At 72.9% G+C, this 24151-nt stretch carries 25 protein-coding genes and 2 tRNA genes; 15 read left to right on the plus strand and 12 right to left on the minus strand.

Annotation, left to right across the window (positions count from 1 at the left end):
- Positions 1-6: 6 nt before the first annotated feature.
- Positions 7-945, minus strand: coding sequence for a DUF7351 domain-containing protein (locus ACQE3L_RS10410; RefSeq protein WP_426963710.1), 939 nt, complete (start codon positions 943-945; stop codon positions 7-9).
- Positions 946-1071: 126 nt separating this feature from the next.
- Between ACQE3L_RS10410 and ACQE3L_RS10415 the strand changes: the two genes are divergently transcribed.
- From ACQE3L_RS10415 to ACQE3L_RS10450, 8 genes are all read left to right on the plus strand, one after another.
- Positions 1072-1287, plus strand: coding sequence for a PLDc N-terminal domain-containing protein (locus tag ACQE3L_RS10415; protein ID WP_426963711.1), 216 nt, complete (start codon positions 1072-1074; stop codon positions 1285-1287).
- 133 nt (positions 1288-1420) lie between these two features.
- Positions 1421-1750, plus strand: coding sequence for a hypothetical protein (locus tag ACQE3L_RS10420; RefSeq protein WP_426963712.1), 330 nt, complete (start codon positions 1421-1423; stop codon positions 1748-1750).
- 293 nt (positions 1751-2043) lie between these two features.
- On the plus strand, positions 2044-3342 hold the full coding sequence (locus ACQE3L_RS10425) for a 4Fe-4S ferredoxin N-terminal domain-containing protein (protein ID WP_426963714.1): 1299 nt from the start codon (positions 2044-2046) through the stop codon (positions 3340-3342).
- Entirely contained in the window at positions 3339-4661 is a 1323-nt protein-coding gene (gene nrfD / locus ACQE3L_RS10430) for an NrfD/PsrC family molybdoenzyme membrane anchor subunit (RefSeq protein WP_426963715.1), read from the plus strand. Before ACQE3L_RS10425 ends, nrfD begins: the two co-directional genes overlap by 4 nt.
- The gene (locus tag ACQE3L_RS10435; RefSeq protein WP_426963716.1) at positions 4658-4921 is read left to right on the plus strand and encodes a hypothetical protein; all 264 of its coding nucleotides are present in this window, start codon (positions 4658-4660) and stop codon (positions 4919-4921) included. The genes nrfD and ACQE3L_RS10435 overlap by 4 nt, the downstream gene beginning before the upstream one ends.
- Before the next feature lie 274 nt (positions 4922-5195).
- A complete protein-coding gene (locus ACQE3L_RS10440) occupies positions 5196-6368 on the plus strand; it encodes an Mrp/NBP35 family ATP-binding protein (RefSeq protein ID WP_426963717.1) in 1173 nt (390 codons plus the stop codon).
- Positions 6369-6473: 105 nt separating this feature from the next.
- A complete protein-coding gene (gene cyoE / locus ACQE3L_RS10445) occupies positions 6474-7832 on the plus strand; it encodes a heme o synthase (RefSeq protein WP_426963718.1) in 1359 nt (452 codons plus the stop codon).
- Positions 7833-8270, plus strand: coding sequence for a DUF3054 domain-containing protein (locus tag ACQE3L_RS10450; protein WP_426963719.1), 438 nt, complete (start codon positions 7833-7835; stop codon positions 8268-8270).
- 292 nt (positions 8271-8562) lie between these two features.
- Here the strand turns inward: ACQE3L_RS10450 and ACQE3L_RS10455 are convergent, their stop codons facing one another.
- Genes ACQE3L_RS10455 through ACQE3L_RS10465 form a run of 3 tightly spaced genes read right to left on the minus strand, consistent with a single transcriptional unit; the run spans position 8563 to position 10593 of the window.
- The gene (locus ACQE3L_RS10455) at positions 8563-8769 is read right to left on the minus strand and encodes a hypothetical protein (RefSeq protein ID WP_426963721.1); all 207 of its coding nucleotides are present in this window, start codon (positions 8767-8769) and stop codon (positions 8563-8565) included.
- Entirely contained in the window at positions 8766-9644 is an 879-nt protein-coding gene (locus tag ACQE3L_RS10460; RefSeq protein ID WP_426963722.1) for a winged helix-turn-helix domain-containing protein, read from the minus strand. The genes ACQE3L_RS10455 and ACQE3L_RS10460 overlap by 4 nt, the downstream gene beginning before the upstream one ends.
- Positions 9645-9690: 46 nt before the next feature.
- Positions 9691-10593, minus strand: coding sequence for an ArsR/SmtB family transcription factor (locus ACQE3L_RS10465; RefSeq protein WP_426963723.1), 903 nt, complete (start codon positions 10591-10593; stop codon positions 9691-9693).
- A 306-nt stretch (positions 10594-10899) separates the two neighbouring features.
- On the opposite strand from ACQE3L_RS10465, the gene ACQE3L_RS10470 reads away from it, so the two are divergent.
- Complete coding sequence (locus tag ACQE3L_RS10470) at positions 10900-11337, plus strand: DUF8159 domain-containing protein (protein ID WP_426963725.1); 438 nt, start codon at positions 10900-10902, stop codon at positions 11335-11337.
- Positions 11334-12269 carry an alpha/beta hydrolase gene (locus ACQE3L_RS10475; RefSeq protein ID WP_426963726.1) on the plus strand — a complete coding sequence of 312 codons (936 nt, stop codon included), beginning with the start codon at positions 11334-11336 and terminating at the stop codon, positions 12267-12269. Before ACQE3L_RS10470 ends, ACQE3L_RS10475 begins: the two co-directional genes overlap by 4 nt.
- Positions 12270-13120: 851 nt before the next feature.
- On the opposite strand, the gene ACQE3L_RS10480 is transcribed toward ACQE3L_RS10475, so the two are convergent.
- Positions 13121-13194: transfer RNA gene (locus ACQE3L_RS10480), tRNA-Lys, on the minus strand.
- Positions 13195-13348: 154 nt separating this feature from the next.
- Here ACQE3L_RS10480 and ACQE3L_RS10485 point away from each other — a divergent pair.
- Complete coding sequence (locus ACQE3L_RS10485) at positions 13349-14644, plus strand: M20/M25/M40 family metallo-hydrolase (protein ID WP_426963728.1); 1296 nt, start codon at positions 13349-13351, stop codon at positions 14642-14644.
- Positions 14645-14674: 30 nt separating this feature from the next.
- Here ACQE3L_RS10485 and ACQE3L_RS10490 read toward each other — a convergent pair whose 3' ends face one another.
- Positions 14675-15331 (minus strand): DUF7119 family protein, encoded by a 657-nt coding sequence (locus ACQE3L_RS10490; protein ID WP_426963729.1) that lies wholly within the window; start codon positions 15329-15331, stop codon positions 14675-14677.
- A gap of 148 nt (positions 15332-15479) precedes the next feature.
- Between ACQE3L_RS10490 and ACQE3L_RS10495 the strand changes: the two genes are divergently transcribed.
- The 3 genes from ACQE3L_RS10495 (at position 15480) to prs (ending at position 17609) form a co-directional block, all read left to right on the plus strand.
- Positions 15480-16454 (plus strand): HVO_0234 family beta-propeller protein, encoded by a 975-nt coding sequence (locus ACQE3L_RS10495; protein WP_426963730.1) that lies wholly within the window; start codon positions 15480-15482, stop codon positions 16452-16454.
- Positions 16455-16556: 102 nt separating this feature from the next.
- A tRNA-Gly gene (locus ACQE3L_RS10500) sits at positions 16557-16627 on the plus strand.
- A 133-nt stretch (positions 16628-16760) separates the two neighbouring features.
- On the plus strand, positions 16761-17609 hold the full coding sequence (prs, locus tag ACQE3L_RS10505) for a ribose-phosphate diphosphokinase (RefSeq protein WP_426963731.1): 849 nt from the start codon (positions 16761-16763) through the stop codon (positions 17607-17609).
- Positions 17610-17633: 24 nt separating this feature from the next.
- On the opposite strand, the gene ACQE3L_RS10510 is transcribed toward prs, so the two are convergent.
- The gene (locus ACQE3L_RS10510) at positions 17634-17888 is read right to left on the minus strand and encodes a DUF8151 family protein (RefSeq protein WP_426963732.1); all 255 of its coding nucleotides are present in this window, start codon (positions 17886-17888) and stop codon (positions 17634-17636) included.
- A gap of 168 nt (positions 17889-18056) precedes the next feature.
- Between ACQE3L_RS10510 and ACQE3L_RS10515 the strand changes: the two genes are divergently transcribed.
- Entirely contained in the window at positions 18057-18284 is a 228-nt protein-coding gene (locus tag ACQE3L_RS10515; protein ID WP_426963733.1) for a DUF7860 family protein, read from the plus strand.
- Positions 18285-18456: 172 nt separating this feature from the next.
- Here the strand turns inward: ACQE3L_RS10515 and ACQE3L_RS10520 are convergent, their stop codons facing one another.
- The 5 genes from ACQE3L_RS10520 to ACQE3L_RS10540 all read right to left on the minus strand — a co-directional run bounded on the left by ACQE3L_RS10520 (position 18457) and on the right by ACQE3L_RS10540 (position 24020).
- Positions 18457-19098: a non-canonical purine NTP pyrophosphatase gene (locus ACQE3L_RS10520; RefSeq protein WP_426963734.1), complete on the minus strand. Its 642-nt coding sequence runs from the start codon at positions 19096-19098 to the stop codon at positions 18457-18459.
- 104 nt (positions 19099-19202) lie between these two features.
- Complete coding sequence (locus tag ACQE3L_RS10525) at positions 19203-19874, minus strand: molybdenum cofactor guanylyltransferase (RefSeq protein WP_426963735.1); 672 nt, start codon at positions 19872-19874, stop codon at positions 19203-19205.
- Positions 19875-19971: 97 nt separating this feature from the next.
- Positions 19972-20724: a selenium cofactor biosynthesis protein YqeC gene (gene yqeC / locus ACQE3L_RS10530; protein ID WP_426963736.1), complete on the minus strand. Its 753-nt coding sequence runs from the start codon at positions 20722-20724 to the stop codon at positions 19972-19974.
- 170 nt (positions 20725-20894) lie between these two features.
- Positions 20895-21344, minus strand: coding sequence for a hypothetical protein (locus ACQE3L_RS10535; protein WP_426963737.1), 450 nt, complete (start codon positions 21342-21344; stop codon positions 20895-20897).
- Positions 21345-21407: 63 nt separating this feature from the next.
- Positions 21408-24020 (minus strand): heavy metal translocating P-type ATPase, encoded by a 2613-nt coding sequence (locus ACQE3L_RS10540; RefSeq protein WP_426963738.1) that lies wholly within the window; start codon positions 24018-24020, stop codon positions 21408-21410.
- Positions 24021-24151: the final 131 nt, after the last annotated feature.

Genomic DNA, 24151 nt, shown 5'->3' on the forward strand with positions numbered 1-24151 from the left:
CCTCGACTACGCCCCGCGCTCGGCCTCCCGGATCCCCAGGTCCGGCCCGAGCGTCACCGTTAGCGTCTCGTCGCCCTCGGGGATGGCCACGCGGAGCGCCCACGGGTCGCGGTCGAGGACTTCGACGTACTCGTCGCTGACGCACCACGGGAGCGTCCAGTAGGGGGTCGCGGAGAGGTCGACGCCGCGCTCGCGGTAGAAGGAGACCACGTCCGACTGGTCCAGAAGCGAGAGGCCGACCGACGAACGGAGCCGGTGGCGGCACTGCGCGCAGACGTGCTCGACGTGGACCGAGAGCCCGAGCGGCGCCTCGTCGGGGTCGTCCGCCTCCACGATCTTCGTGGTCATCCGCCCGTTGCACTCGGGGCAGACGCCGTCCGCGGCCAGGCAGTGGAGGTGGCGCACGCGCTGGTCGAACGCGCGCAGCAGTTCGGTCTCGTCGCGGTCGTTGAGCCCGCCCGGCGGGAACGCGTACTTCCCGTGGGGCTTGCCGCAGTCGGGACAGGCGACCGCGAACGTCTCGTCGGCGTAGCTCGCGCGCAGCTCCGCGCCGCAGGCGACGCAGGGGTCGCCGACGCCGAACGGCTCCACGTCCGGCGACTCGTTGAAGGTGCCCGCGAGCACCGCGCGCACGACCGCCTTGCCCGCGTGTCTGAGGTCGTACCCCTCGTCGGTCCGCACCACGAACTGGTCCGTGAGCTTCCCGAGGTGGTAGTTGAACTGCGCGGAGTCGCGCATGCCGACCTCTCGGCGGAGGTCCGAGAACCGCACCGGCGTCTCCTCGCTCCGCCAGAGGGCCTCGAGGATGGACAGCCGCGTCTCGCTGGCCACCACGGAGAAGGCGTCCGCGGGCGACATGCAGTCGTCGCAGGCCAGAAGCTCCTCCGCGTCCGCCTCGCGTCGACCGCGCCGGTCCCGCTCCGGTGACGTGCTCGCCTCGCTCATGCCCCTAAGTGGCGTGTCCGGCCCCATAACCGTTGCCCGAACCGAATTTTTGTAGAACTTATGAAACGAGTGGCGGGGGCCGGCGCCACCACAAGGAACTTGCGTCCCGGCCGTGATCCCCTGACGATGCTCTCATCGATAGCCCTCCAGGGCGGCGCGGGAGCGATCTTCGGCCTGATCGGCATCTTGCTGTTCGTCGCTCACGTCGCGCTGATCGTCTGGACGTACAGCGACGCCGAGTCCAACAGCAGTCACCCCGCGTTCCTCTGGGCCATCGTCGTCTTCCTCGCGCCGCTTCTGGGGATCGTTCTGTACCTGCTGCTCGGTCGCGACCGCCTGTAGCGCGGTCGCCCGGGTGGCGGCGTATCGCCCGGCGCAGGCCGCGGATTCCTCAAACGAGTTTCAGTAAGCTCCGGTACATAATTGTTTTTCTGCTTACACTTATCGGGGTTCCGGTCCATCGTTTACACGAGTCATGACCCCATCCGACTCGACCCGACGGCGCGGACGCGAGACGACCGGCCCCGGCGGCGTCGGCCGCCGCGAACCGCCCGCAGCCCCCTCGATCCGCGCGGTCGCCGCGACGGCGCTGCTCCCGGCCGCGCTCGTCGCGGGCGTGACCGCGGCGCTGTGGCTCCGCGAGGCCGCCCGCGCGGTCGATCCCTCGGCCGAGGCGGTCGCGCTCGCGGTCCTGCTGGTCGGCGTCTCGCTCGTCGCCCGCCCGCTCCGGCCGACCGCGCTGCTCGGCCGGATCGTCGGTCGGCTGCCGGTCCCCCGGCGCACGACCGCGGCCGACGGGGCGTAGACCGGTCCGCGGCGGGCCGATCGCCCTCGGCGCGTCCGCGACGGTTTCCGGCCGAACCGGTTCGAGGACCGGCCCGTGCGACCGGACTCCGCCGACTGCGTCCCCCTTTATCCGACAGCCGGCGAACGCGTTCGCAGTCGTTCTCAGCCGCGTGGAACGCGGTGCACGCTTGACCGGGCGGCCGCCGTACGCTCGCGTACGGACCCGTCACGCCGACGCGTCGGTCGCGTGCGGTCCCGGGCGGCGTGCCCGACGACGCCGGCCGCGCGCGGTCGGGTCCCGGAGGACCGACCATGAGCACTGACGACGACATCGACACGCCACCCGACGACGAGGAGCGGCACAGGCGACTCCTCGACGAGACCGACTACGACACGGACCTCGGGCTGGAGCTCGCGCGGGACGCTCAGCGCGTCACCGCCGGCGAGTTGAGCGAGGCCGCGTTCTACCGGCGCTACCACGACCGGATCGTCGAGGAGTTCGAGGTGGACGACCGCGAGATCGACCTCCCCGACCCCGACGCGCTCGCCGCGGGCGAGGGGGGCGACGCCGGCGGCGACGGGAGCGGCGGCGCAGAAAGCGAGGGCTTCCTCGACCGCCTCGGGGACGCGCTGGAGGGCTTCGACCCCGACGACGAGGAGTCCCGGCGCTCCGTGATGAAGAAGGGGGCCGCCGCGGGCGCGCTCGCACTCGGCGGGCTCGGAAGCACCGGCGGCGCCGGAGGCGGTGACGGGGGCCCGCCCGGCGCGGCCGCCGCCCAGGAGGAGGACGGCGACGGCACTCGCTGGGGGATGACGATCAACCTCAACAACTGCGACGGCTGCCTCGCCTGCATGGTCGCCTGCGACCAGGAGCACAACCTCTCGCGCGGCGCCAACTGGATGTACGTCTTCGCCTTCGAGGACGAGAATCAGGGCGAGGAGACGAACTTCCTCCCGCGAACCTGCCAGCACTGCACGGACTCGCCGTGTACGAAGGTGTGTCCGGTCGGCGCCCGCCACACTCGCGAGGAGGACGGCCTCGTGCTGACGGACTACGACATCTGCATCGGCTGCCGCTACTGCGAGGTGTCGTGTCCCTACGGCGTCAACTACTTCCAGTGGGGCGAGCCCGACGTGCCCGAGTCGGAGATCGACGACGACCACCAGATCGACGACCGCGGCCGGTGGGTCGGCTCCCGGCCGCCCGAGGGCGTCATGGGCAAGTGCACCTTCTGCGTCGACAGACAGGACGGCCAGATGGGCGAGGAGAAGATCGGCACCACCGCCTGCGAGGAGGCGTGCACGATGGACGCCATCCACTTCGGCGACCTGAACGACCCGGAGAGCCCGCCGAACCGGCACCTCCGGGAGTACCGCGAGTCGCAGGAGAACGACCAGTCGGACTACCCGAACCGGAAGGAGCACACCGTCTCCACGTTCCAGCTGCTGGAGGAGCGCGGCACCGACCCCAACGTCACCTTCGTCGGCAACGCGCCCTCGCAGGACGCCCGGCAGGTCGACGGCCCCGTCACCTACGAGGAGATGGGCCTGACCGACGACCGGAAGGAGGTGCTCGATCAGGGCGCCGCCGCGGGAGGTGAGACGGCGTGAGCGTCGACGTGACCGGCGTCGACCGCGACACGCTCGTTCGGCCGATCCGGACGGTCTCGACGCGCTACCTCGCGGCGCTGGCCGTGGCGCTCGGCATGATCGGCGTGTGGCTGTTCTTCTACCTCCAACAGCTCCGGCACGGCCTGGTCGTCACGAACCTCGCCGACTGGGGCTCCGGCGGCGGCGTGCCGTGGGGGCTCTACATCGGCGCGTTCATCTGGTGGGTCGGCATCGCTCACGGCGGGATCATCCTGTCGGCCGCGGTCCGGCTGCTCGGGATGGACACCTACCAGCCCGTCGCGCGGCTCGCGGAGCTGTTGACGATCGCGGCGCTGACCTGCGCGGGGATCTTCATCCTGATCCACGTCGGCCGGCCGGACCGACTCGTCACGAGCGTCATCCCGGCGTGGCCGACCCGCGTCCAGTGGTCGCCGCTGATGTGGGACGTGACGGTGATCACCGCGTACTTCGTGCTGACCGCGACGTACCTCGGGCTGACGATCCGCTACGACCTCCACCGCCTGCGCGACCGACTGCCGAGCCGGCTCGACCCGATCTACGACGTCCTCCTCGTCGGCTACTCCGAGACCGAGGACGCGGTCGTCGAGCGGATGGTCTGGTGGATCGCGTTCGCGATCATCATCATGGCCCCGCTGCTGCTCCACGGCGGCGTCATCCCGTGGCTGTTCGCGCTGCTGCCGTCGATGGCGGGCTGGGCCGGCGGCGTGCAGGGGCCGTCGTTCCTCTCCATCGCGCTGACCTCGGCGGTGAGCGGGATCATCATCGTCGCGGCCGCGTTCCGGTACGCGTACGGCTGGGAGGCGCTGATCCCCGACGCGGTCTTCCGCGGGCTCGGGCAGTGGCTCGGCTTCTTCAGCCTGCTGTTCCTGTGGCTCCAGCTCCAGCAGGTGATCACGGGGATCTTCGCGGCGCCGACGACGCTCCAGCACGCGACGGAGGTGAAGATCGCGACGCCGCTCTACTGGGCCGCGATCGGGGTGGTGGTCGTCGCGATGCTGTACGTCTTCGCGGCGTCGCTGCGCCCCTCGCTGTTCAGCCTCCCGCTGCTCGTCGCGCTCTCGGTCGGCGTGCTCGCCGGGACGTTGATCGAGAAGGTGCTGTTCGTCGTCGAGGGGCTGATGCACGCGCACTTCGACCTCTACGCGGGCGTTCCGGGCGCGTACACGCCCTCCACGGTCGAGCTGTCGGCGCTCGTCGGGACGGTGGGGATCGTGGTGCTGTTCTTCCTCGTCGTCTCGAAGGTGATCCCGGTCGTGGAACTGCACGCCATCGAGGACCACGGGGAGGTGGAGGGATGACGGCTGCACTGGCTCCCCTTCTGCTCCCCCTGCTCGCCGGCTCGGCCGACTACACGTTGCCGTTCGTCGGCCCGGGGACGTACCTGATCTTCGGCATCGTCCTCCTGCCGGTGTACGTCATGGTCGGCGCGTGGTTCCTCGGTGACCCGAGCGACCGGTTCGCGAACCTGCTCGGCGTGGGCTACCTCGCCGGCCTGACGACCGTGCTGTGGGGGAGCCTGCTGGTGGCGACGCTGGTCATCGGGGCGGTGTTCTTCTGAGCCCGCCCCGGCGCAGCGAGCGACCGCGACGCCGCACCGCCCACCGACCGCCCCCGACGCTGCACCGCCCGCCGCCCGCCCCCGACGCTGCACCGCCCGCCGCCCGCCCCCGACGCTGCACCGCCCGCCGACCGCCCCCGACGCTGCACCGCCCGCCAACCGCCCCCGACGCTGCACCGCCCGCCGCCCGCCCCCGACGCTGCACCGCCCGCCGACCGACTCCGACCCCGCATCGCCCGCCGACCGACCGCGGTCCGACCGACACCACGAACCCATGACCATCACCGAAGCAGAACTGACCGAGCGGCTCCGAGCGGTAGCGGACCCCGAGAACGGCGACGACATCGTCTCGATGGGGCTCATCAACGACGTGACCGTCAGCGACGGCACCGCCGAGGTCTCGCTGGCATTCAACGCGCCCTGCGCCCCGGCGGAGATCGACATCGGCGACCGGGTCCGCGAGGTCGTCGCCGACGCCGGTCTCGATCCGGACCTGAGCGCCGGCGTCGGCGAGGCGCACGGCTTCGACCGGAGCGTGCTGCCCGGCGTCCGCAACGTGATCGCGGTCGCGTCGGGCAAGGGCGGCGTCGGCAAGACGACCGTCGCGGCGAACATCGCGGCCGGGCTCGACGAGCGGGGCGCCCGCGTCGGCATTCTCGACGCCGACGTGCACGGGCCGAACGTCCCCCGGCTGCTCCCCACCGAGAACGAGCCGGGCGTGATGCCCGACGGCGACATCGTCCCGCCGCGCTCCGACGGCGTGCTCGTGATGAGCGCCCACCACATGCTCCCGGGCGACGACCAGCCGGCCGTCCTCCGCGGGCCGATGGTGAACAACGTGATGATGAAGTTCGTCAACGAGGTGGAGTGGGGGCAGCTCGACTACCTGATCGTCGACCTCCCGCCGGGAACGGGCGACGCCTCGCTGAACCTGCTCCAGTCGCTGCCCGTCGCCGGCGTCGTCATCGTCACGACGCCACAGGAGATGGCGGTCGCGGACGCCCGCAAGGGGCTCCGTCTGTTCGAGGACCACGACGCGCCCGTGCTCGGCGTCGTCGAGAACATGGCCGCGTTCCGGTGCCCCGACTGCGGGGACACCCACGAGGTGTTCGGCGAGGGCGGCGCGGCGTCGATCCGCGACGACTACGGCGTCCCGGTGCTCTCGAAGATCCCCGTCCATCCGGACTTCGACAGCGAGGGGAGCGACGGACCCACCGTCCGCGACGACGACAGCGACGTGCAGGACGACCTGTTCGACCTCGTGGACGACGTCGCCGACCGCGTCGGGGCGGTGACCCGCCGGCGGGTCGCGCAGCGCGTCGGTGACTGGGACGCCGGCGGAAGCGAGGGACGCGCCACCGAACGCGGCGGTTCCGACGATCACGACGCCGAGAGGCCCGCGGCCGACGGCGGCGAGGACCCGTCGCGCTGCTCCTGCTCGGAGTGACCGGCGGTCGCCTCGGGCCGGTTTTCCGGGCGGTGAGGCAGTGTGTCCCCCGGCCCGAACATCTTCGGCGGAAGCTCCGGGGTGCCGGCGTTCGAGCGTGCGCGTATGGGCGCGACACGATTCACGACTCTCCTGACGGCGAGCGTCGTCGGCACGTACCTCGTCCTCGCGCTCGGCGCGACGACCGCGACGGCGGGGGAAGCGGCGGCGTCCGGGCCGCTCGCATGGGTCGCGTGGGGCCACTACGCCCTCGCGGCCGCAGTCTGGGCGCTGGTCGCCGCGACCGCCGTCTACGCGCGGCGCGAGGATCGCGCGACGGGCGTCCGTGCGGGGCTCGCGCTGGCGACGGTCGGCGTCCCGGTCCAGGGACTGGTCGGGCTGGCGGGGCGCGTCGGGGGCTTCGACGCCGCGAGGTGGGGCGTCGGCGTCGGGAGGATCCACCTCTTCGGCGGCGTCGCGGCGTTTGCCGTGCTGCTCGTCGTGCTGGTCCGACACCTCGACGCGACGGTCGCCGACCCGGACGCGACGGCGGAGGACACGCCGACCGGGGCCAGTTCCCGGCCGTCGCCGGTCGACGCGACCGCTCCGAACGGTCCCGCGGACCGCCTGCGCGCGTACCTCGCGCTGACGAAGCCGCGGCTGATGTGGCTGCTCTGCCTGCTCGCGCTCGCGGGGATGGCGCTGGCGGCGGCCACGGGCGCGGCGGTCGACGGCGTCACCGTGGTCGCGACGCTGGCCGGCGGCGTGCTCGCGGTCGGCGCGGCCGGGACGTTCAACCACCTGTTCGAGCGCGAGCGGGACCGGAAGATGGCGCGGACCGCGGACCGGCCGGTCGCGACTGCGACGGTGCCGCCGCGGCGCGCGGCCGCGTTCGGCCTCGCGCTCGCCGCGGCGTCCCTGGGGCTGCTGTGGACGGTCGTCACCCCCCTCGCGACGCTGTTGACCGCCGGGGCGATCGTGTACTACGCCGTGGTCTACACCGTCCTGCTGAAGCCGACGACGCGCTGGAACACCGCCGTCGGGGGCGGATCCGGCGCGCTCCCGGCGCTCATCGGCTGGGCCGCGGTGACGGGCGGGATCGGGCTCCCCGCCGTCCTGCTGGCCGGCGTCGTGGTGCTGTGGACGCCCGCGCACTTTTACAACTTCGCCATCGCGCACCGCGGGGAGTACGCCCGCGCCGACTACCCGATGCTCCCGGTCGTCGCGGGCGTCCGGGCGACGCGCCGGCGGACCTGTTACTGGCTCGGCGCCACGCTGGTCGCGGCGGTCGCGCTCGGCGTCGTCGCGGAGTTCGGCGCGCTCTACGCCGTGACGACCGCGGGCGCCGGAGGCGTCTTCCTGCGGTCGCTCGTCCGGCAGTACGACCGAGGGACGGACGCGGCCGCCCTCCGGACGTTCTACGCGTCGAACGCCTACCTCGGGCTGCTGCTCGCGGCGGTCGTCGCCGAGGCGGTGGTGGTCTGAATGGCGGACGCGACCCGGACGCGACTCGCCGCACCGCGGCTCCCCCGCTCCACCGCGGTCGTCGCCGCGGTCGGCGACGCCGCCGCGATCTCGGCGTTTCTCGGCGTCGGCCTGCTCGCGCACGCGATCAACCCGATCGCGTTCCCGCGGCACGCGGCGCTGACCGCACTCCCGTTCCTGCTGGCGTGGGCGGCCGTCGCGCCGCTCGGCGGGGTGTACGCGCGCGCCGTCTCGACGGACCTCCACGCGACGACGCTCCGCGTGACCGTCGTCTGGACGGCGACCTCGCTGTTCGGGGCCGGGCTCCGCGCGACCCCGATGCTTCCGGGCGACGCGCCGGCGACGTTCGTCCTCGTGAACGTCGGGATCGGGCTGGCGTTCCTGCTCCCGTGGCGGCTCGCGTTCGCGGTCGCAATCCGTCGGTTCGAGGGGAAATGAAGGGGTTTTGCGGCTGATCTCGTCACATCGCGTCTTCTTCCCGTTTTCCGGATGCTGGACCCCGGCTGCAGCGGCGAGCACTTCGATTCGGTGTCGTGGCGGTGCTCTTCCACTGCAGCGCGTGCGCTGTCAGCGCGCGAGCGACGCGCGCGATGTCGCCGGCGCCGACGTGAGCGCGGTACGGAGCGAACGGCGGCTCGAAACCCCACCGCTCGGACCGCCTCGTCACCACTCCCGCTAGAAACTCCGAGGAGGGTTGCGGAGCGCGAGGGGACGCGAGCGTCGGCCGCGGTCAGGAGGCGTCGGTAGTGCCGTCGGAACCCGCGGAGTCAGCCGCCAAATCGCCGTCCAGAAACCGCCGAAGCGCGGCCGCGCAGTCGGGACACAGCAGCACTTCGAGGTCGCCGTCGGGGTCGAGCACGTCGACCGCGCCGAACTCCTCGCCGGGGCGGATCGTCGCGCCGCAGCGGACGCAGTCGTGTGGGCGGACCAGGGTCATGCGGGCGTCTCGATCGACTGGATCCGGAGTTCGGGACCGAGGACCATCTCCCGCGTGACGTTCTCGACGGTGAGCCGCACGTGGACCGTCAGCGGGTCCCTGCTCGAAACCGCCTCCTGGCGTTCGACGCGGGCGTCCCAGTGCGGCCACTCGAACAGGTCCACGCCCTCGCTCGCGAACGCGGCGACCACCTGCGGGAGCACCAGCGCGGCCCGGGAGGCGCGCGTCTGCATCCACCAGTGGCACCGCGTGCAGTCGTAGCGGAACGCGTCCGCGGAGTCGGACCACCGTAGGCTCCGGACCGGGCCGAGCGCCCGGAGCTCCACGGAGCCGGCGCAGTACGGGCAGTAGCCCTGATGGAGCGAGAGCATGTCCCGCTTGATCCGCTTGCTCGCGGTCTCGAGCAGGTTCGCGGGGAGGTCGTCGCCGAAACAGCCCCCCACCAGCACGTAGCGGACGAGCACCTCGTCACAGCTGCCACACCAGAGCCGGAAGCGATCGTTGGCGTACTCACACCGCAGCGTCCCTTCGCAGTCGTCGCCCAGACAGGGGAGGTCGGTCTCGAACGGGCCGAGGTCCTCGCGCACGCTGTACGCGCCCGCGAGGATGGCCTGATAGATGTCGATCCCCGGGCGAGTCAGGCGATACCCCGCTTCGACGCGCTCCACGAACGTGCCCCGGAGCTTCCCGAGGTGATAGGCGAACCGGCCGTTGTCCTCGACGCCCACCCGGTCCTGGAGCGCGGAGAACGGCAGCGTCACGTAGCCGTCGCCGTCCTCGGCGGGTCCGCCGAGCTCGCGCACGATGGCGAGGCGCGTCTCGTGGGCCAGCGACGCGAACCGCTCGGACGGCGTCGCCGGCCGGTCGTCGGTCATGGTTCGCTGTCGCTGTCACGAAAGTTATGACTGGCGACCGCGGAGGTTACCGCCCGCTACCGGCTTCGTCCGGGTCCCGCACCGCCAGCACGTCGAGTTCGCCGTCGAACGTCACGACGCGGGTGACGCCCTCGACGGTCATCGTCAGCTCCACGCGGAGCGGGTCCTCGGACAGCACCGTCTCCTCCCACTCGTAGGCGTCGCTCCACTGCGGCACCGCGAACGTGTCGACGCCCGCGGCCGCGAACTCGCCCGCGACGGCCGGCTTGATCAGCGCCACCACGGAGGTGCGGAAGTCGATGAACCAGTGACAGCGCCGGCAGGTCCGGCGGCTGGCCACGGGGTTCCCGGCTTCGGTCGGCTCCCGAAGCCGGCGACGCTGACCGCGGTACTCGATGTCGACGGGGCCGGCGCAGTAGGGGCAGAACCCGAGCTCCATCGAGAAGGTGTCGCGCTTGAGCCGGCGGTCGGCCGCCCGCAGGAGGTCCGCGGGCAGGTCGTCACCGAACGCGTGCGGGTCGACGGGGTAGCGCACGCGGAACGCCTCGCAGCCGGCGCACTCGAGGCGGAACCGGAAGTCCTCGTAGCGACAGACGCAGTCGGCGCCGCACGCCTCCGGACAGGGGACGTCGGTCTCCAGCGGGCCGACGTCCTCGTGGTCCGCGTAGACGCCCGCCTGTATCGCCTGATACACCTGGATCCCGGGGACGCGGAGGCGGTAGCCGCGGTCGGTCCGCTCGACGAACCGTCCGACGAGCCTGTCGAGGTGGTAGCTGAACCGGCCGCTGTCGTCGACGCCGACCCGGTCGCGGAGCTCCGAGAAGGGAAGCGCGTCGAACGAGCCCGTCCCCCCGGCGTCGCCCAGCACGCGGATCACGTCCAGCCGGGTCTCGTCGCTCAGCACGGCGAAGGCGTCCGAGACCGCGTCCACCGGAGGCTCGGTGGTCATCCCCGGATACTGTCAGGCGAAACGGAAAAACGTACCGTGTGGGTCTGGATCGTTGCGCCGTGGAACTTGTCTGCGCCGAAACACGAGGTGAAGGGAGTTTCACCGAGACGTTATAATCCCGGCTTCGAAAGCAACGAACGCCGCGCGGGTACCGAAATCGTGTGCCTCTGACATTCCGACTCGCCCCTCGGGCGAGTCCCCGCCCGCGGCATTCCTGTCCCGCCGAGCGACCGCGTTGGTCGCTCCGGCCGTGGCGTCACGCCCGCGAGCGGTAGCGATTTACCGTCGGCGCTCGCCACTTGGAGCATGACCGCGGACGAGCACGACGGCGAGCGGCCGCCCGTTGCGGACGAGCTCCGGAGCCACGGCGTCAGCGTCGAGTCCGTCGACTCGCGGGACCCGCTGACGGTTACCTACCTGACGGCGTTTCCCGCCAACGAAGTCCACCGCCGCGAGGTGGGCCGCGCCTGCAACGCCCTGCTTGACCTGGCGGCGGACGGCGCGTGGGCGCCGACGCGCGTCGAGGCGACCGTCGTCCGTGCCCCGGGCGACGTGCTCGGTACGTGGCACGCGGAGCCGGAGTGGTTCCGCGCGCTGCTCGCGGACGAGATCACCGAGACGGAGTTCTCGGCGCGCGTCGTCGACACGATCGCGCACGCTGGCGGCCCCGACACGGAGGGTGGCCCCGATGCCGAGAGCGACCCCGATGCCGAGAGCGACCCCGATGCGGAGGGTGGCGCGTGACTCGCCGGGACCCGATCAACCGCGCACAGCGGGACCTCGACCGGCCCGCCCGCGAGCGGTACGCGACACGACGGCTCGCCTTCGAGAGCGGCGGCGCGACCTGTCGCGGCGTCCTTCACCTCCCCGCCTCGACCGACGACCCGCCGCTCGTCGTGCTCGCGCCGGACGTGGGCGCCGAGCGCACCGCCGGGCTCCCGGCGGTCGCGGAGCGGTTGGCGGCGGCGGGCTACGCCGCGTTCACCTTCGACTACCGCGGGTTCGGAGCGAGCGACGGCGACGACCGCCGGATCGCGCCCGCCCGCCAGCGCGCCGACCTCGCGGCCGCGGCGGACCGGGCGCGGCGCGTCGACGCGGTCGGCCCGGAGACGGTCCTCTGGGGTGCGGGCCTCGGTGCGGCCCACGCGCTCCGACTCGCGGGCGAGCGCGCCGACGTGGACGCCGCGATGGCGATCACGCCGATCCTCGACGGGCGCGCCTTCCTCCGACGCAACCGCGGGACGAAACAGTTTCTCCGGGCGGTGGCGGCGGGCGTCCGCGATCGCGTCGGCGGCTGGGCGGGCGCGGGCGTCGAGGTCCCGATCGTCGGCGACCCCGAGGCGAACGCCGTCGTGACCGGTCCCGGCGCGAAGCGCGCGTACCTCGACCTGGTCGACCGCGAGTCGGACTGGCGGAACGCCACGCCCGCCCGGTCGCTGCTCTCGCTCGCCCGCTTCCGCGACGACGCGCTCGACGGCGTGCGCGTTCCCGCGCTGCTACTCGCGGGAACCGGCGACGCGCAGGCGCCCGCGAGCGAGGCCGAGCGCGCGGCCGACGCCCTCCCGAACGCGACGCTCGTCCGCATGCCCGCCGACCACTGGTCGCCGTACGCCGCCGATTTCGAGCCCGCGATCGGTCATCAGGTGGCGTTTCTCCGTGATGCGCTCGACGGCTGACCGGCGGCGTGAGCCGCTCTCCGGCGTGGTTCGCGGCCTCCGCGGGTCAGGTTCAGCCGGAGCCTCTGCCGATCGCAGCGGCGCAGCAGGAACGCTCTCGATGGAGCGCTCCCCGACCGTCTTCCGTCTCTGCCTCGGTCACGACCGCTGGCGTTGCGGGCAGCACCACCCAGAGATACCGCGTCGAGTTTTCGCACGGCGGGTTTCCGTTTCCGTCTCGGTCACAGAGCCTGCTGATCCGGGTAGCGACACTCAGACCGCCCCAGCCGGCTCGACCGGCCGCGCATCGGCAGACGGTTCGGGCTGCCTGCAGTCGCGGGCCGCCTGCGACTCGCTGACTCTCGCTCGACACGCTCGTGACAGCGTCGTCGTGCCGGGTCGAACCGGCTGCCCGTTTTCAGTCCCACCCCGACAGCGCCGCGACCGCCCCGCGACCGCCCCGCGACCGCCCCGCGACTGCACAGCACACCACCCCGCGACTGCACAGCACCGCAGCCTCGCACCTCCCCAACCTCGGGCCGGACGCGGCCGCGGACAGCACCACATCGCGGCCGCGTCCAGCCCTCCCTCGCGCGCGTTGCTCGCGCGCGCCGACAGCTCGGCACCGCGACTGTCCGCCCCGCACAGCACCGCGACCGTCCGCCCCGCACAGCACCGCGGCCGGCCGAACGTTTTTCGCGGATCGCGCGGAACTCCCGCCGTGAGTGCAGCTCCATCGCGCCGGCTGCGGTGCGTCGTCCTGCCGACCTACAGCGCAGGATCGGAGACTCTGGAGCGGAATCCGGGATTCCGAAGCGAAAGAAGAATCGAAAGAAGAAGCGAAGAAGACGAAGCGAGTCGAGACCTGGGCACGGGCCGGGAGGGATTCGAACCCCCGACCGTCCGGTTAAAAGCCGGACGCTCTCCCTAACTGAGCTACCGGCCCTCACCTCTCGGTTGCGTCAGCGCACGCATAAGCGTTTACAAAACCCGGCCGGCGCCGGGTTCGGTGCCGGACCGCCACGCCCAACTCCGGCGATGTGGCACGATCCCGAACCGCCGACCCCAACCGTTATTCTCCCCTCCCGCGACCCCCGATTATGGAGTTCGATCTGCGGGCGTTCACGGACCGACTCTGCGGGTTCGCGACGACCGCGGGCGCGGAGGCCCCGGCGGCCGCGTGGGTGCGCGAGCGGTTCGACGCGCTGGGGTTCGAGACGTACACGTGGGACGCCGACCCGACGCTGCTCGCCGACCACCCCTCGTTCCCGGACGACCCCGCCGCGATCGACACCGAGGGACGCCGGAGCGTGGCGGGCGCGCTGGCGTTCGGCGACGCGACCCTCGACGGCGACGACGCGTCTCCCACGCTCCTGTTGAACGGCCACCTCGATGTGGTGCCCGTCGAGCGGTCGGAGTGGGAGACGGAGCCGTTCGAGCCGATCAGACGCGGCGGACCGGACGGGGACGGAGCGCGCTCCGGGGAGGAGACGCTGACCGCCCGCGGCGCGGCCGACATGAAGTCGGGACTCGCGGCCTGCGTGGGCGCGGCGCTCGACCTCCGCGCGGCGGCGGAGGCGGGCGAGGTCGACCTCGACGGCCGGGTCGTGGTCGAGGCCGTCGCCGGCGAAGAGGACGGGGGCTACGGCGCCGCGACCGCGGCGCTCGCGAACCCGTACCCCTTCGAGCGCGACGCCGCGGTGGTCGCGGAGCCGACGGACCTCCGGCCGGTGGTGGCCACGGAGGGGAGCCTGATGGCCCGACTGGAACTCGACGGGCGGAGCGCCCACGCCGCGACGCGGTGGGTCGGCGAGGACGTGCTCCCGCGCTTCGAGGCGGTCCGGGAGTCCTTCATGGACCTCGAGGCCGAACGCAACCGGACGGTGACCCACCCCCTCTACGACCGGTTCCCGGTCGCGTGGCCCGTGGTCTGCGGGCGCGTCGAGGCGGGGTCGTGGGCGTCGACGGTCCCGGCAACGCTGTCCGCGGAGTTCCGGATCGGCGTCGCGCCCGGCGAGACGGTCGCGGCGGTCGAGGAGCGGTTCCGCGAGCGGCTGGCGGCCGCGACCGCGGACGACCCGTGGCTCGACGAGCATCCGCCGCGGTTCGAGCGGTTCTCGGTCCAGTTCGAGCCGGCCGAGGTCGACCCCGACGAGCCGGTCGTCGCGGATCTGCGGGCCGCGATGGAAGAAACCGGGCTCCCGGAGACGGACCCGCGAGGAGCGACCTACGGCGCCGACTCGCGCCATTACGTGGCGGCGGGAGTGCCGACGGTGCTGTTCGGCCCGGGCACCATCGCGGAGGCGCACTTCCCGAACGAGACGGTCGCGTGGGTCGAAGTCGAGAAGGCACGCGAGACGATCGGGGCGACCGCGCGACGGTTCCTTGGCGCGTAGCTCCGGGCCCGGTATCCCGCTCCGGCTCCGCTACTCGGAGAAGTACTCGCGCAGCGCGTCGGCGACGACCGCGCCGGGCTCCTCGTTCCGCATGGAGGCGCGGCGCCGGAGTTCGACGTACTCCGCGACCGGCAGGTCCAGCGTCAGCCGACCGGGGACGACGCCCGCCTCGCGGAGCGCGTCCTCGGCGTCGGCGCCGTCGTTGACGGCGGAGGCGGCGGAGCGGATCTCCCGAACCGTGAGGTCGCCGTCCAGCACCGCCCACGCGAGCAGGTAGCGGTCGTCGCCGCCGACGCGCGCGATGTGCTTGGCGGCGGTGGGGGCGATGTGGCCGCGGGCGACGTGTCTGCGGATCGCCTGTGGGAGGTCGTGGACGCGCGCCCACTTGCGGATGAAGGAGACGGAGACGGCCTCGCCCGCGCGCTCGGCGGCCGCCTTGTACGACCCCTCGCCGCGGACCAGCGCCGCGCAGGCGGCCGCGCCCCGGAGCATCAGGACGTGGTCGTCGCCGCCGACGGCGCCCGCAGCGAACCGGGCGACGGTGTCGGCGGCCTCCGAGACGCTGTCGGGGTCGGTCGGGTCGAACCCCACCGCCTCGGCGGCGCGCTCGCCCGTCACCTCCGGGTCGGCGCGGACGACCGGCTCGCCGACCGGCGAGTGCCGCTCCGACGGTGGCTCCTCACTCATACCTCGACCTGCACGCCGGCCGGCAAAAGTCCCTCGCACGGGGGCAAGTACTGGCCCTTGCGCGGACGGACCCGCGCGAGGGACCGACCTCTCCGCGCTCCCGTCGCCGACCGACACCTTCTCGGCCGGCGCCGCCCCACTGCCGACGATGCCCGCCGAGGACGACATCTCGCTGGCCGAGAAGCGCGTGTACGCCGGGTCGGCCGGCCGGACCGACGTCTACCTCGCGGCCGGAATGGGGCTCGTCCGGGTCGCCGTCTCCGCCGACAAGATCGGCGAGTTCGGGATCGCCGAGCGCGCGGACGCGCGGGACGTGGCGGTCGCCGGCGGTCCCGCGAAGGCGGACGCCGACGCGAACGGGCGGCCCCGGAGACGCCTCGCGCTCGCGACGGCGGAGGACCTGCTGGTCGCACGACTCCCGTCGAGCGCGGAGGCCCCCGACGCACCCGCAGGGAGCCGCGCCGACGCCTCCCTCGAGTTCACGTCGACGGGGCTCGGTCCGACGGCCGCGGTCGGCGTCCACGACGGTGCCTTCGTCGCGGCGACCGCGGACGGCGATGTCCACCGAGTCGACCCCGAAGCGGCGGTCGGGACCGAGGCGGACCACGTCGCGGAGACCGCCGCCGGGACGAGGCTCGGACGCGTCGAGGAGCCGACCGCGGTCGACGGCCCCCTCGTCGCCGGCGCGGACGGCGTCCACCGCGTCGTGGGCGACACGCTGGAGCGCGTCGGCCTCGCGGACGCTCGCGACGTGGCCGGGACGGGCGTGCCGCTCGCGGCGACGGCGACGGGGCTCTACTGGCTCGGCAACGGCTGGATGGACGCCCTCGCCGGCGGTTTCCGGGCGATCGCGGCCGACGGCGATGGCCACGCGCTCGCGGTCGACGAGGAGGGAACCCTCTCGGTCCACGTCGGCGACGGGTTCGCGGGCGACGCGTGGGACGCGGCGTCGCTGCCGGTGTCGGACCCGGTCGCGGCGGTCGGTTACGGTCCCGGGCTGGCGCTCGCGGCGACCGACGCCGGAACGCTCTGCGTCGACGCCGGGGACGGCTGGCGCCACCGCACCGTCGGCGTCCGCGAGGTCCGCGGGGTCACGGCGGTTCGGGCCGCGGACGGGCGCTGAGTCGCCGCCCCGGCGATCGAAACGTGCTGGCGGCCCCCCACGCCGTCGTCCGAATGTGACAGGTTTAAGTAGGACAGCGGCACACGTACAGGTACGGGAAGCGCACCGGTAGTGTAGTGGTATCACGCAACCTTGCCATGGTTGCAACCCGAGTTCAAATCTCGGCCGGTGCATTTTTCAACGACGTGAGAAAGATATCGTCCGGTTCATCCTCCCGTTTTCGACCGCCGAGCCGCGGCGCTCGGTCGCCGGAGCGGCCGCGCGAGTAAGGAAACCGGTTTAAGCGCGTCCGCGGAACCGATAGCCATGATCGTACCCGGGTCGAGCGCCCAGACGCTCGCGGCCGCGCTGGCCGCGGAGACGGGACGCTCGCTCGCGACGCCGACCTACGAGCGGTTTCCGGACGGGGAGGGGCTCGCGTCGGTCCCGGAGTTCGCCGGAGACGCCGCGGTCGTCGTCGCCAGCACCGACAGCGACGAGGCGTGGGTGGAACTGCTCCAGCTACAGGACGCGGTTCGCGAGGCGGGCGCGACGGACGTGACGACCGTCGTCCCGTACATGGGCTACGCCCGGCAGGACCAGGCGTTCAAGCACGGGCAGCCCGTATCGGCTCGCGCGATGGCGCGCGCGGTCTCGACCGGGACCGACCGCGTCGTCCTCGTGAACCCCCACGAGCCGAACGTCGCCGACTACTACGACGCGCCGACGACCGTCGTCGACGCCGCGGGCGTCCTCGCGGCGCCGCTCCCCGACCTCGACGACCCGCTCTTTCTGGCGCCCGACGAGGGCGCGACCGACATCGCGGAGACCGTCCGCGACGCCCACGGCGCCGGCGAGACGGACTTCTTCGAGAAGCACCGCGACCGCGACACCGGCGAGGTCGAGATCTCCCCGTCCGACGCGCCGGTCGCGGACCGGGACGTGGTCGTCGTCGACGACATCGTCGCCACCGGGTCGACGATGAGCGAGGCGGTCGAAGTGCTCGTCGAGCGCGGCGCCGCCCGCGTGCTCGCCGCCTGCGTCCATCCCATGCTGGCGAGCAACGCGGTCACGAAGCTCCGGCGGGCGGGCGTCGAGCGCGTGGTCGGCACCGACACGCTCGAACGCGCCTGCTCCGCGGTCTCCGTCGCGCCGGTGCTGGCCGAGGAACTGTAAGGGGCCGCTTCCGCGCTCGTCCCGCTACTCCGCCGGGTTCGCGAGCAGCCGCTTCGCCCGCGGGAGGAGCGTCTCGTAGCCCAGCAGGTACGCGCCGCCGTACAGCAGAACGGTGCCCATGAACAGCATCCACGCGCCCACCGTCACGTCGCCCGCCGTCACCGCGGCGAGCCCGAGACGCTCCAGGTAGACGCCAATCGATGAGAGCGCGCCGGTACCGACCACGAGCGCGACGAGCTCGACGATTTCGGCCGCGAACGCCTCGACGGTCTTTCTCATGTCCCCCCTGCGGTGGTCGGCCGTTGTCAACCTTTCGAGGCGCTCGCGGTGGCGAACGGGGAGACGGATGGCACCGAACCGGCGGAAGGGACGGCGACGAGTGGCTGTTTCGGCCGACGCGAAGACGGACCGAAACCGATATTTGGGGTCATCGACTCGGTGGCGCGTATGGCTGGACGCTACGGCGACGCGGACTACGGACGGATGACGAAGGGCGGCGCGCTGGTCGGCGGCGCGCTGTTCGTGGCCGGCGCGCTCGCGGAGTACGGCCTCCACGCGACCGGCGGTGCGACGGAGACGCTGAACACCGTGTTCCTGACGATGGAGTTCCTCGGTCCGGTGATCGCGCTGATCTCGGTCGTCGTCTTCGGGGTCGTGATGCCGCTGACGGAGTGACCCGCCCCCGCCGAGAGAGGTGGGGCGAGGGCGCTGTACGGTCGCGGTGCAGTCGCGGTACGTTGCGGTGCGGTCGCGGTGCCGGGCGGTTGCCGTCCCGATCGGTAGCATCCGCGGTCGAGACAGAAACCTCGGAACGCCGCAAAGGCGGCCGCAGAGGCCGCCGGGCGACTTATCGCTCCGCGAACCACTCCGCGAACTTGCCCAGCGCGCGGCCGCGGTGGGAGACGGCGTTCTTCTCGGCGGCGTCCATCTCCGCGAACGTCGCCCCGTCGTGCTCGAAGATCGGGTCGTAGCCGAACCCGCCGTCGCCGCGCGGTGCGACCATGCGGCCGGGGACGGCGCCCTCGAACAGTTTGACCGGGAGCGGGTCGTCGCGTGCGTCGCCGTCCTCGCCCTCTCCGTCCGGCCCGGCCGCGGCCGCGGCGACGCGGTCCCCGCGGTCGACCGGGTCGGGGCTGGCGGCGAACCCCTCGCCGTCGCAGTAGGCCAGCACGCACCGGAACGAGGCGCGGCGGTCCGCCAGTTCCTCGGCGATCGCCCAGACGCGCTCGACCCCGAGCGTGTCCTCGACGTACGAGGAGTAGGGACCGGGGAAGCCGTCTAAGTCTTCGATGAACAGCCCGGCGTCGTCGACGAGCACCGGTTCGCCGGCGTGGCGGTACGCCTCGCGCGCGCCCCGGGCGGCGATGGGCCCGAGTTCGGACGCCTGGATCTCCGTGTAGTCGAACTCGAGTTGGCCGACCGACTCGGTCCCGAGGTACTCCTCGGCCTCGCGGACCTTCCCGGGGTTCGTCGTCACGTAGTTGAGCATGTCGGCGCTGGGACGGGCCGGGAGGAATAGGCGTCGATAGCGCGCGGCGGTCGGCAGGCAACGCGGCGCCGCGCGGAGCCGACTCGGGGCGTCGGTTTCCCGACTCAACGCTCCTCGCGGACCCGGCGCTCGGCGGCGAGCAGTTCCTCGCGCGTGTTGCAGTTCTCGAAGGTGCGCGCGTCGGTGACCCGGCGGATCTCGGCGTCGCCGACGACGACGTGGTCGAGTTCGAACAGCGGTTCGATGATCTTGCGGGCGCCGGCCTCCAGCGCGGCGTCGCAGGCGTCCGCCATCGCGTCGGCGCGATAGACCGCCTGCGTCGTCTGGAACCACTCGTCGTCGAGCTGCGGCACCGCGGCGTCGTGTCCGGCCGCGGCGTCGAACAGGTGCGCGAGGAACGCGGGGTCGACGAACGGCATGTCGCAGGCGACGACCGCGGCGTACTCCCCGGGCGCCGCCCGGCAGGCGTTCCGGATCCCCGCCATCGGCCCCTGGTCCGGGTCGGCGTCCGGCGCGTACGTCACCGGGAGCGGATACCCCTCCAGCGCCGCGTCGATGGCCTCGCGCTGGTCCGGGCGACAGTTGACCACGAGGTCGTCCACGACCGGGTCGCCGCCCGACGCGCGCGCGGCGCCCGGTGCCACGGGGGCGTCCGCCCCCGCCAGTCGGTTCGCGACGCGCCGGATCATGGGGACGCCCGCCAGTTCCGCGACCGCCTTGTCCGCGTCGCCGAAGCGCGTCGAGCGCCCCCCGGCGACGATGGCTCCCGTCGGCATACCCGCGGCTTCGCGCCGGGGGCGCAAGCCGGTTTCCCTTCGGCCGGCGAGCGCGAGAGAGACCCGGCGCGGTCCGACCGCCGACGGAACACTCCGCTCAGACCGCGTCCGCGACCGCGCCGTCGATCAGCCGCCCGAGGACGACGTGCGGGACGGGCACGTCGCCGTCGTGGTGCTCGTGGAAGGCCGCGGCCACCGCGCGGGCGTCGGCCTCGCGGGCGTCGTCGTCCACCTTGTTCACGAGCGGGATCGCGGTCGCGCCCTCCGGCACGCCCTTCAGTCCGCCCTCGCGGCTCGCGAGGACGGCGCCGACGACCTCGGGGGTGACCGGCTCGCCGACCGCGGCGTCGACGCCCGCCGCCTCCGCGACCGCGACGACGCGCTCGGGGCGGTGGACGCGCTCGTCGGTCAGCGGCTCGCCGACGACGCTCGCGCTCGCGACGGGAACGACTACGTCGGTCCGGCTGGGGATCTGCGGCTCGGTCTCCTTCGGCGCCTTAAACTCGCGCATCCGCGCGCCGTCGGCCTTGATCAGGACCGGGCCGTCGTGGGCCGCGATCAGGTCGTCGACGACCGCGGCGTCGTAGCCCAGGTAGCGGTCCTCGCGCTCGCGTTCGGGGACGAGTCCGAGCGGGAACTCCCCGTTTTCGGCGGACGCCAGCCGACCGACCGGGTCTTCGGTCACCGCGACTGCCCCGACGTGGGAGTCGAAGATGGGGATCCGCACGGCGGCGGTCACCACGGCCCGGTCGAGTCGCTCCGCGAGCGCGTACATCGTGGTCTTCTTGCCGCCCGCCCCGACGACCGCGACCGCGGCGTCGTCGGCGCGGAGGGCCTCGACGATGTCCATGCCGGTCGTTCTGCGGCGGGCGCTAAGTGGCTGTCGGCGTATTTCTGTCGGCGTATTTCTGTCGGCGGTGTTTCTGTCGGCGTATTTCTGTCGGCGGTGTTTCTGTCGGCGTATTTCTGTCGGCGTATTTCTGTCGGCGGTGTTTCTTCGGCGGGAGATCGACCGCCCGATCAGGCGCGTCGGAGCGCGGCGACCGACGCCCCCGCGACGCCGGCGACCGCGACGGGGACGGCCGACTGGAACGTCTGCGTCAGGATCGGTCCCCACACCGGGCCGGCGGTGCTGCCGTCCGCCAGGGTGAACGCGAGCACGAGGTAGGCGGCGATCAGGCCGATCAGGCCGCCGCCGAGAAACAGGGCGAACAGGGGCGCGACGGCGGCGCCCGTTCCGCCGTCCGCTTCGCCCGCCTCGACGCCGCCGTCGCGGGCGATCGCGGCGCCCGCGGCGGCCGCAACGCCGAGCGTCAGCACGAAGCCGACGCTCCGGAGCAGCTGGAGCTGGTAGACGACCGCGGTGTCGAGGTCGACGGCGTCGATCGCGATCGGGAAGCTGGCGACGACCGCCGCCAGTCCGAGTCCGGGGACCAGTGCGAGCAGGGCGTGTCTGAGTTGGAGGGCCATCGAGCGGCGATTCAGGCGGCCCGGATAAATGTGCTCGGGAGTTTCGGCGGCGGAAGCCTCCGATCAGCTCTCGGCCGCCTCGGCGACCGCGACCGCGTCCTCGGGCGGCTCCGCGGGCTCGACCCGACCGAGTCGGAGCGCGTTACCGGTGACGCCGAGGCTCATCCCCATGTCGCCGACCAGCACCGCCATCGCGATGGAGACGTAGCCGAAGGGCGCGCCGAGCGCCAGCAGCGCCTTGACGCCGAGCGAGGCGGCGATGTTCGTCCTGATCACCCGCGAGGCGCGCGCGGAGAGGTCCACGAGGTAGGGGAGCCGCGTGAGGTCGTCGCCCATCAGCGCGGCGTCGGCGGTCTCCAGCGCCGCGTCGGTGCCGGCCGCGCCCATCGCCACGCCGACCGTCGCGGCCGCGAGAGCGGGCGCGTCATTGACGCCGTCGCCGACCATCAGGACGCCGCCGTCGCTCGCCTCGCGGAGTTCGCGGACCGCGTCGACCTTCTCGTCCGGCAGCAGGTCCGCGCGCACCTCGTCGACGCCGACGCGCTCGCCGATGGCGCGGGCGGTGCGCTCGTTGTCCCCGGTGAGCATGACGACGCGGCCGATCCCCAACTCGTGCAGGCGGTCGACCGCCCACGCCGCCTCGGGGCGGACCGTGTCCGCGACCGCGACGACGCCCTCGATCTCCAACTCCGTGCCGACGAGGACGACGGTCTTGCCCTCCTTTTGCAGCCGCGGGATGGTCTCGTTGATCAGGTCGACGTACGCGCCCGCTTCGTGGTCGCAGGCGGCGGTCTCGTCGGTGAGTGGGTCCTGCTCGGCTCCCTTCTCGCCCTCCTCGCCCTCCCCGATCATCGCCCCGCCGTCCGCGCGCAGGTGGGCGTGCTCGAGGTCGAAGCCGAGGTCCGCGAACAGCGCGGGCTTGCCGGCGTAGTGGGTCTCGCCGTCGACCTCGGCGCGGACGCCCTTCCCGGTCAGCGCCTCGAAGCCGGACACCTCGCGGTCGGGGAGCCCCGCCTCCTCGGCGCGGGCGACGACCGCGTTCCCGATGGGGTGTTCGCTCCGGCGCTCCAGCGCGGCCGCACACGAGAGCACGTCGGCCTCGTCGGCGTGACCGACCGGCACCACGTCGGTGACCGACAGTTCGCCCGTGGTGAGCGTCCCGGTCTTGTCGACCGCGACCGTCTCGACGTCGCCGGCGTTCTCGAGGTGTCTGCCGCCCTTGATCAGGACGCCGTTGCGGGCCGCCGCGGTGACGCCCGAGACGACGCTGACGGGCGTCGAGATGACGAACGCGCAGGGGCAGGCGATCACCAAAAGCGCGAGCCCGCGGACGAACCAGTCGGTGAAGCCGCCGGCACCGAACAGCGTCCCGCCGACCACCGTGAGCGCCGCGAGGCCGACGATCAGGGGCGTGTAGACGCCCGCGAAGCGGTCGACGAACCGCTCGGCCTCGGTGTCCTCGGCGGTCGCGGACTCCACGAGGTCGACGACGCGCGCGATGGTCGAGTCGTCCGCGGTCGCGGTGACCTCCACCTCGACGTAGCCCGCCTCGTTTATCGACCCGGCGTACACCTCGTCGCCCGGCTCCTTGTCCGCGGGGACCGACTCGCCGGTGATCGGCGACTCGTCGACCGCGGTCTCGCCCGCGACGACCACGCCGTCGAGCGGGACCTTCTCGCCCGGCCGGACGGCGACGCGCTCCCCGACGGCGACCGCCTCGGCGGGGACGGTCTCCTCCGTTTCTCCCTCCGGACCGTCGCGGAGGACGGTCGCGGTGTCAGGCGACAGCTCCATCAGCGCCGACAGGGAGTTCCGCGCCCGGTCGACCGAGAAGCGCTCCAAGAGCTCCGCGGTCGAGAAGAGCACCGCCAGCGTGGCGGCCTCGAACGGCGCGCCGATGGCCAGCGCGCCCGCCATCCCCGCGGACATCAGCAGGTCGATGTCGAGGCTCAGGGTCTTCGCGGAGTAGTAGCCGTTCCGGAGGATCGGCGGGCCGGCGGCCGCCACCGCGAGCACGTACGCGACCCACGCGCCCGTTATCGTCCACGGGCCGACCGTCGCGAACTGCGGGTTCGCGCCCGGGACGGCCCACTCAAGCGCCAGTCCCGCCGCCAGCAGGACCGCCCCGACCCCGGTCGCGACCCCGCGCCGGGTTCTGAACGCCGCGGTGGCCGACTCGGTCCCGGTGCCGCCCGGGGAACCGCCCGCGCCGGCTTCGACCACCTCGTAGCCCGCGCTCTCGACGGCCGCGATCAGGTCGGCCTCGTCGACCGTCTCGGGGTCGTGGACGACGGACACCTCGCCCGCGGTCGGGTTCGTCTCGACGCCGGTCACGCCCGCGGCCTCGAGCGCCGACTCGACCTTCCCGGCACAGGAGGCGCAGTCCATATCCGGGACCGACAGGCGCGTCGTCCGCTCGTCGACCACCTCGTAGCCGGCCCCTTCGACGCGGTCCTCGACCGCCGCGGGCGTCGTCCGGTCGGGGTCGTACCGGACGATCAGGACGCCGCTCGTCGGCCGCGGGTCCACCTCGCGGACGCCGTCGAGGCCGCGGACGCTCCGCTCGACCTTCCCGGCACAGGAGGGGCAGTCCATGTCCGGGACCGACAGTCGGAGGGTGGCCCCGTCTCCAGGATCGCCCGACGCCGCGTCGTCGGGCCCGTTCGTGTCGCTCATACCCGACGGTAGCCCGCGTGGACTTATTAACGCTGCTGACAGGAAACGGGGGTTATCTGTGTGTCTTTGATAACGATACGGGTAGCCGTTCACAACGTTGCGTGGGGCTTTTGCCACCGCGCTGTCTCCGG

Origin of the sequence: Haloparvum alkalitolerans (assembly GCF_050122995.1) — an archaeon.
GTDB lineage: Archaea > Halobacteriota > Halobacteria > Halobacteriales > Haloferacaceae > Haloparvum > Haloparvum alkalitolerans.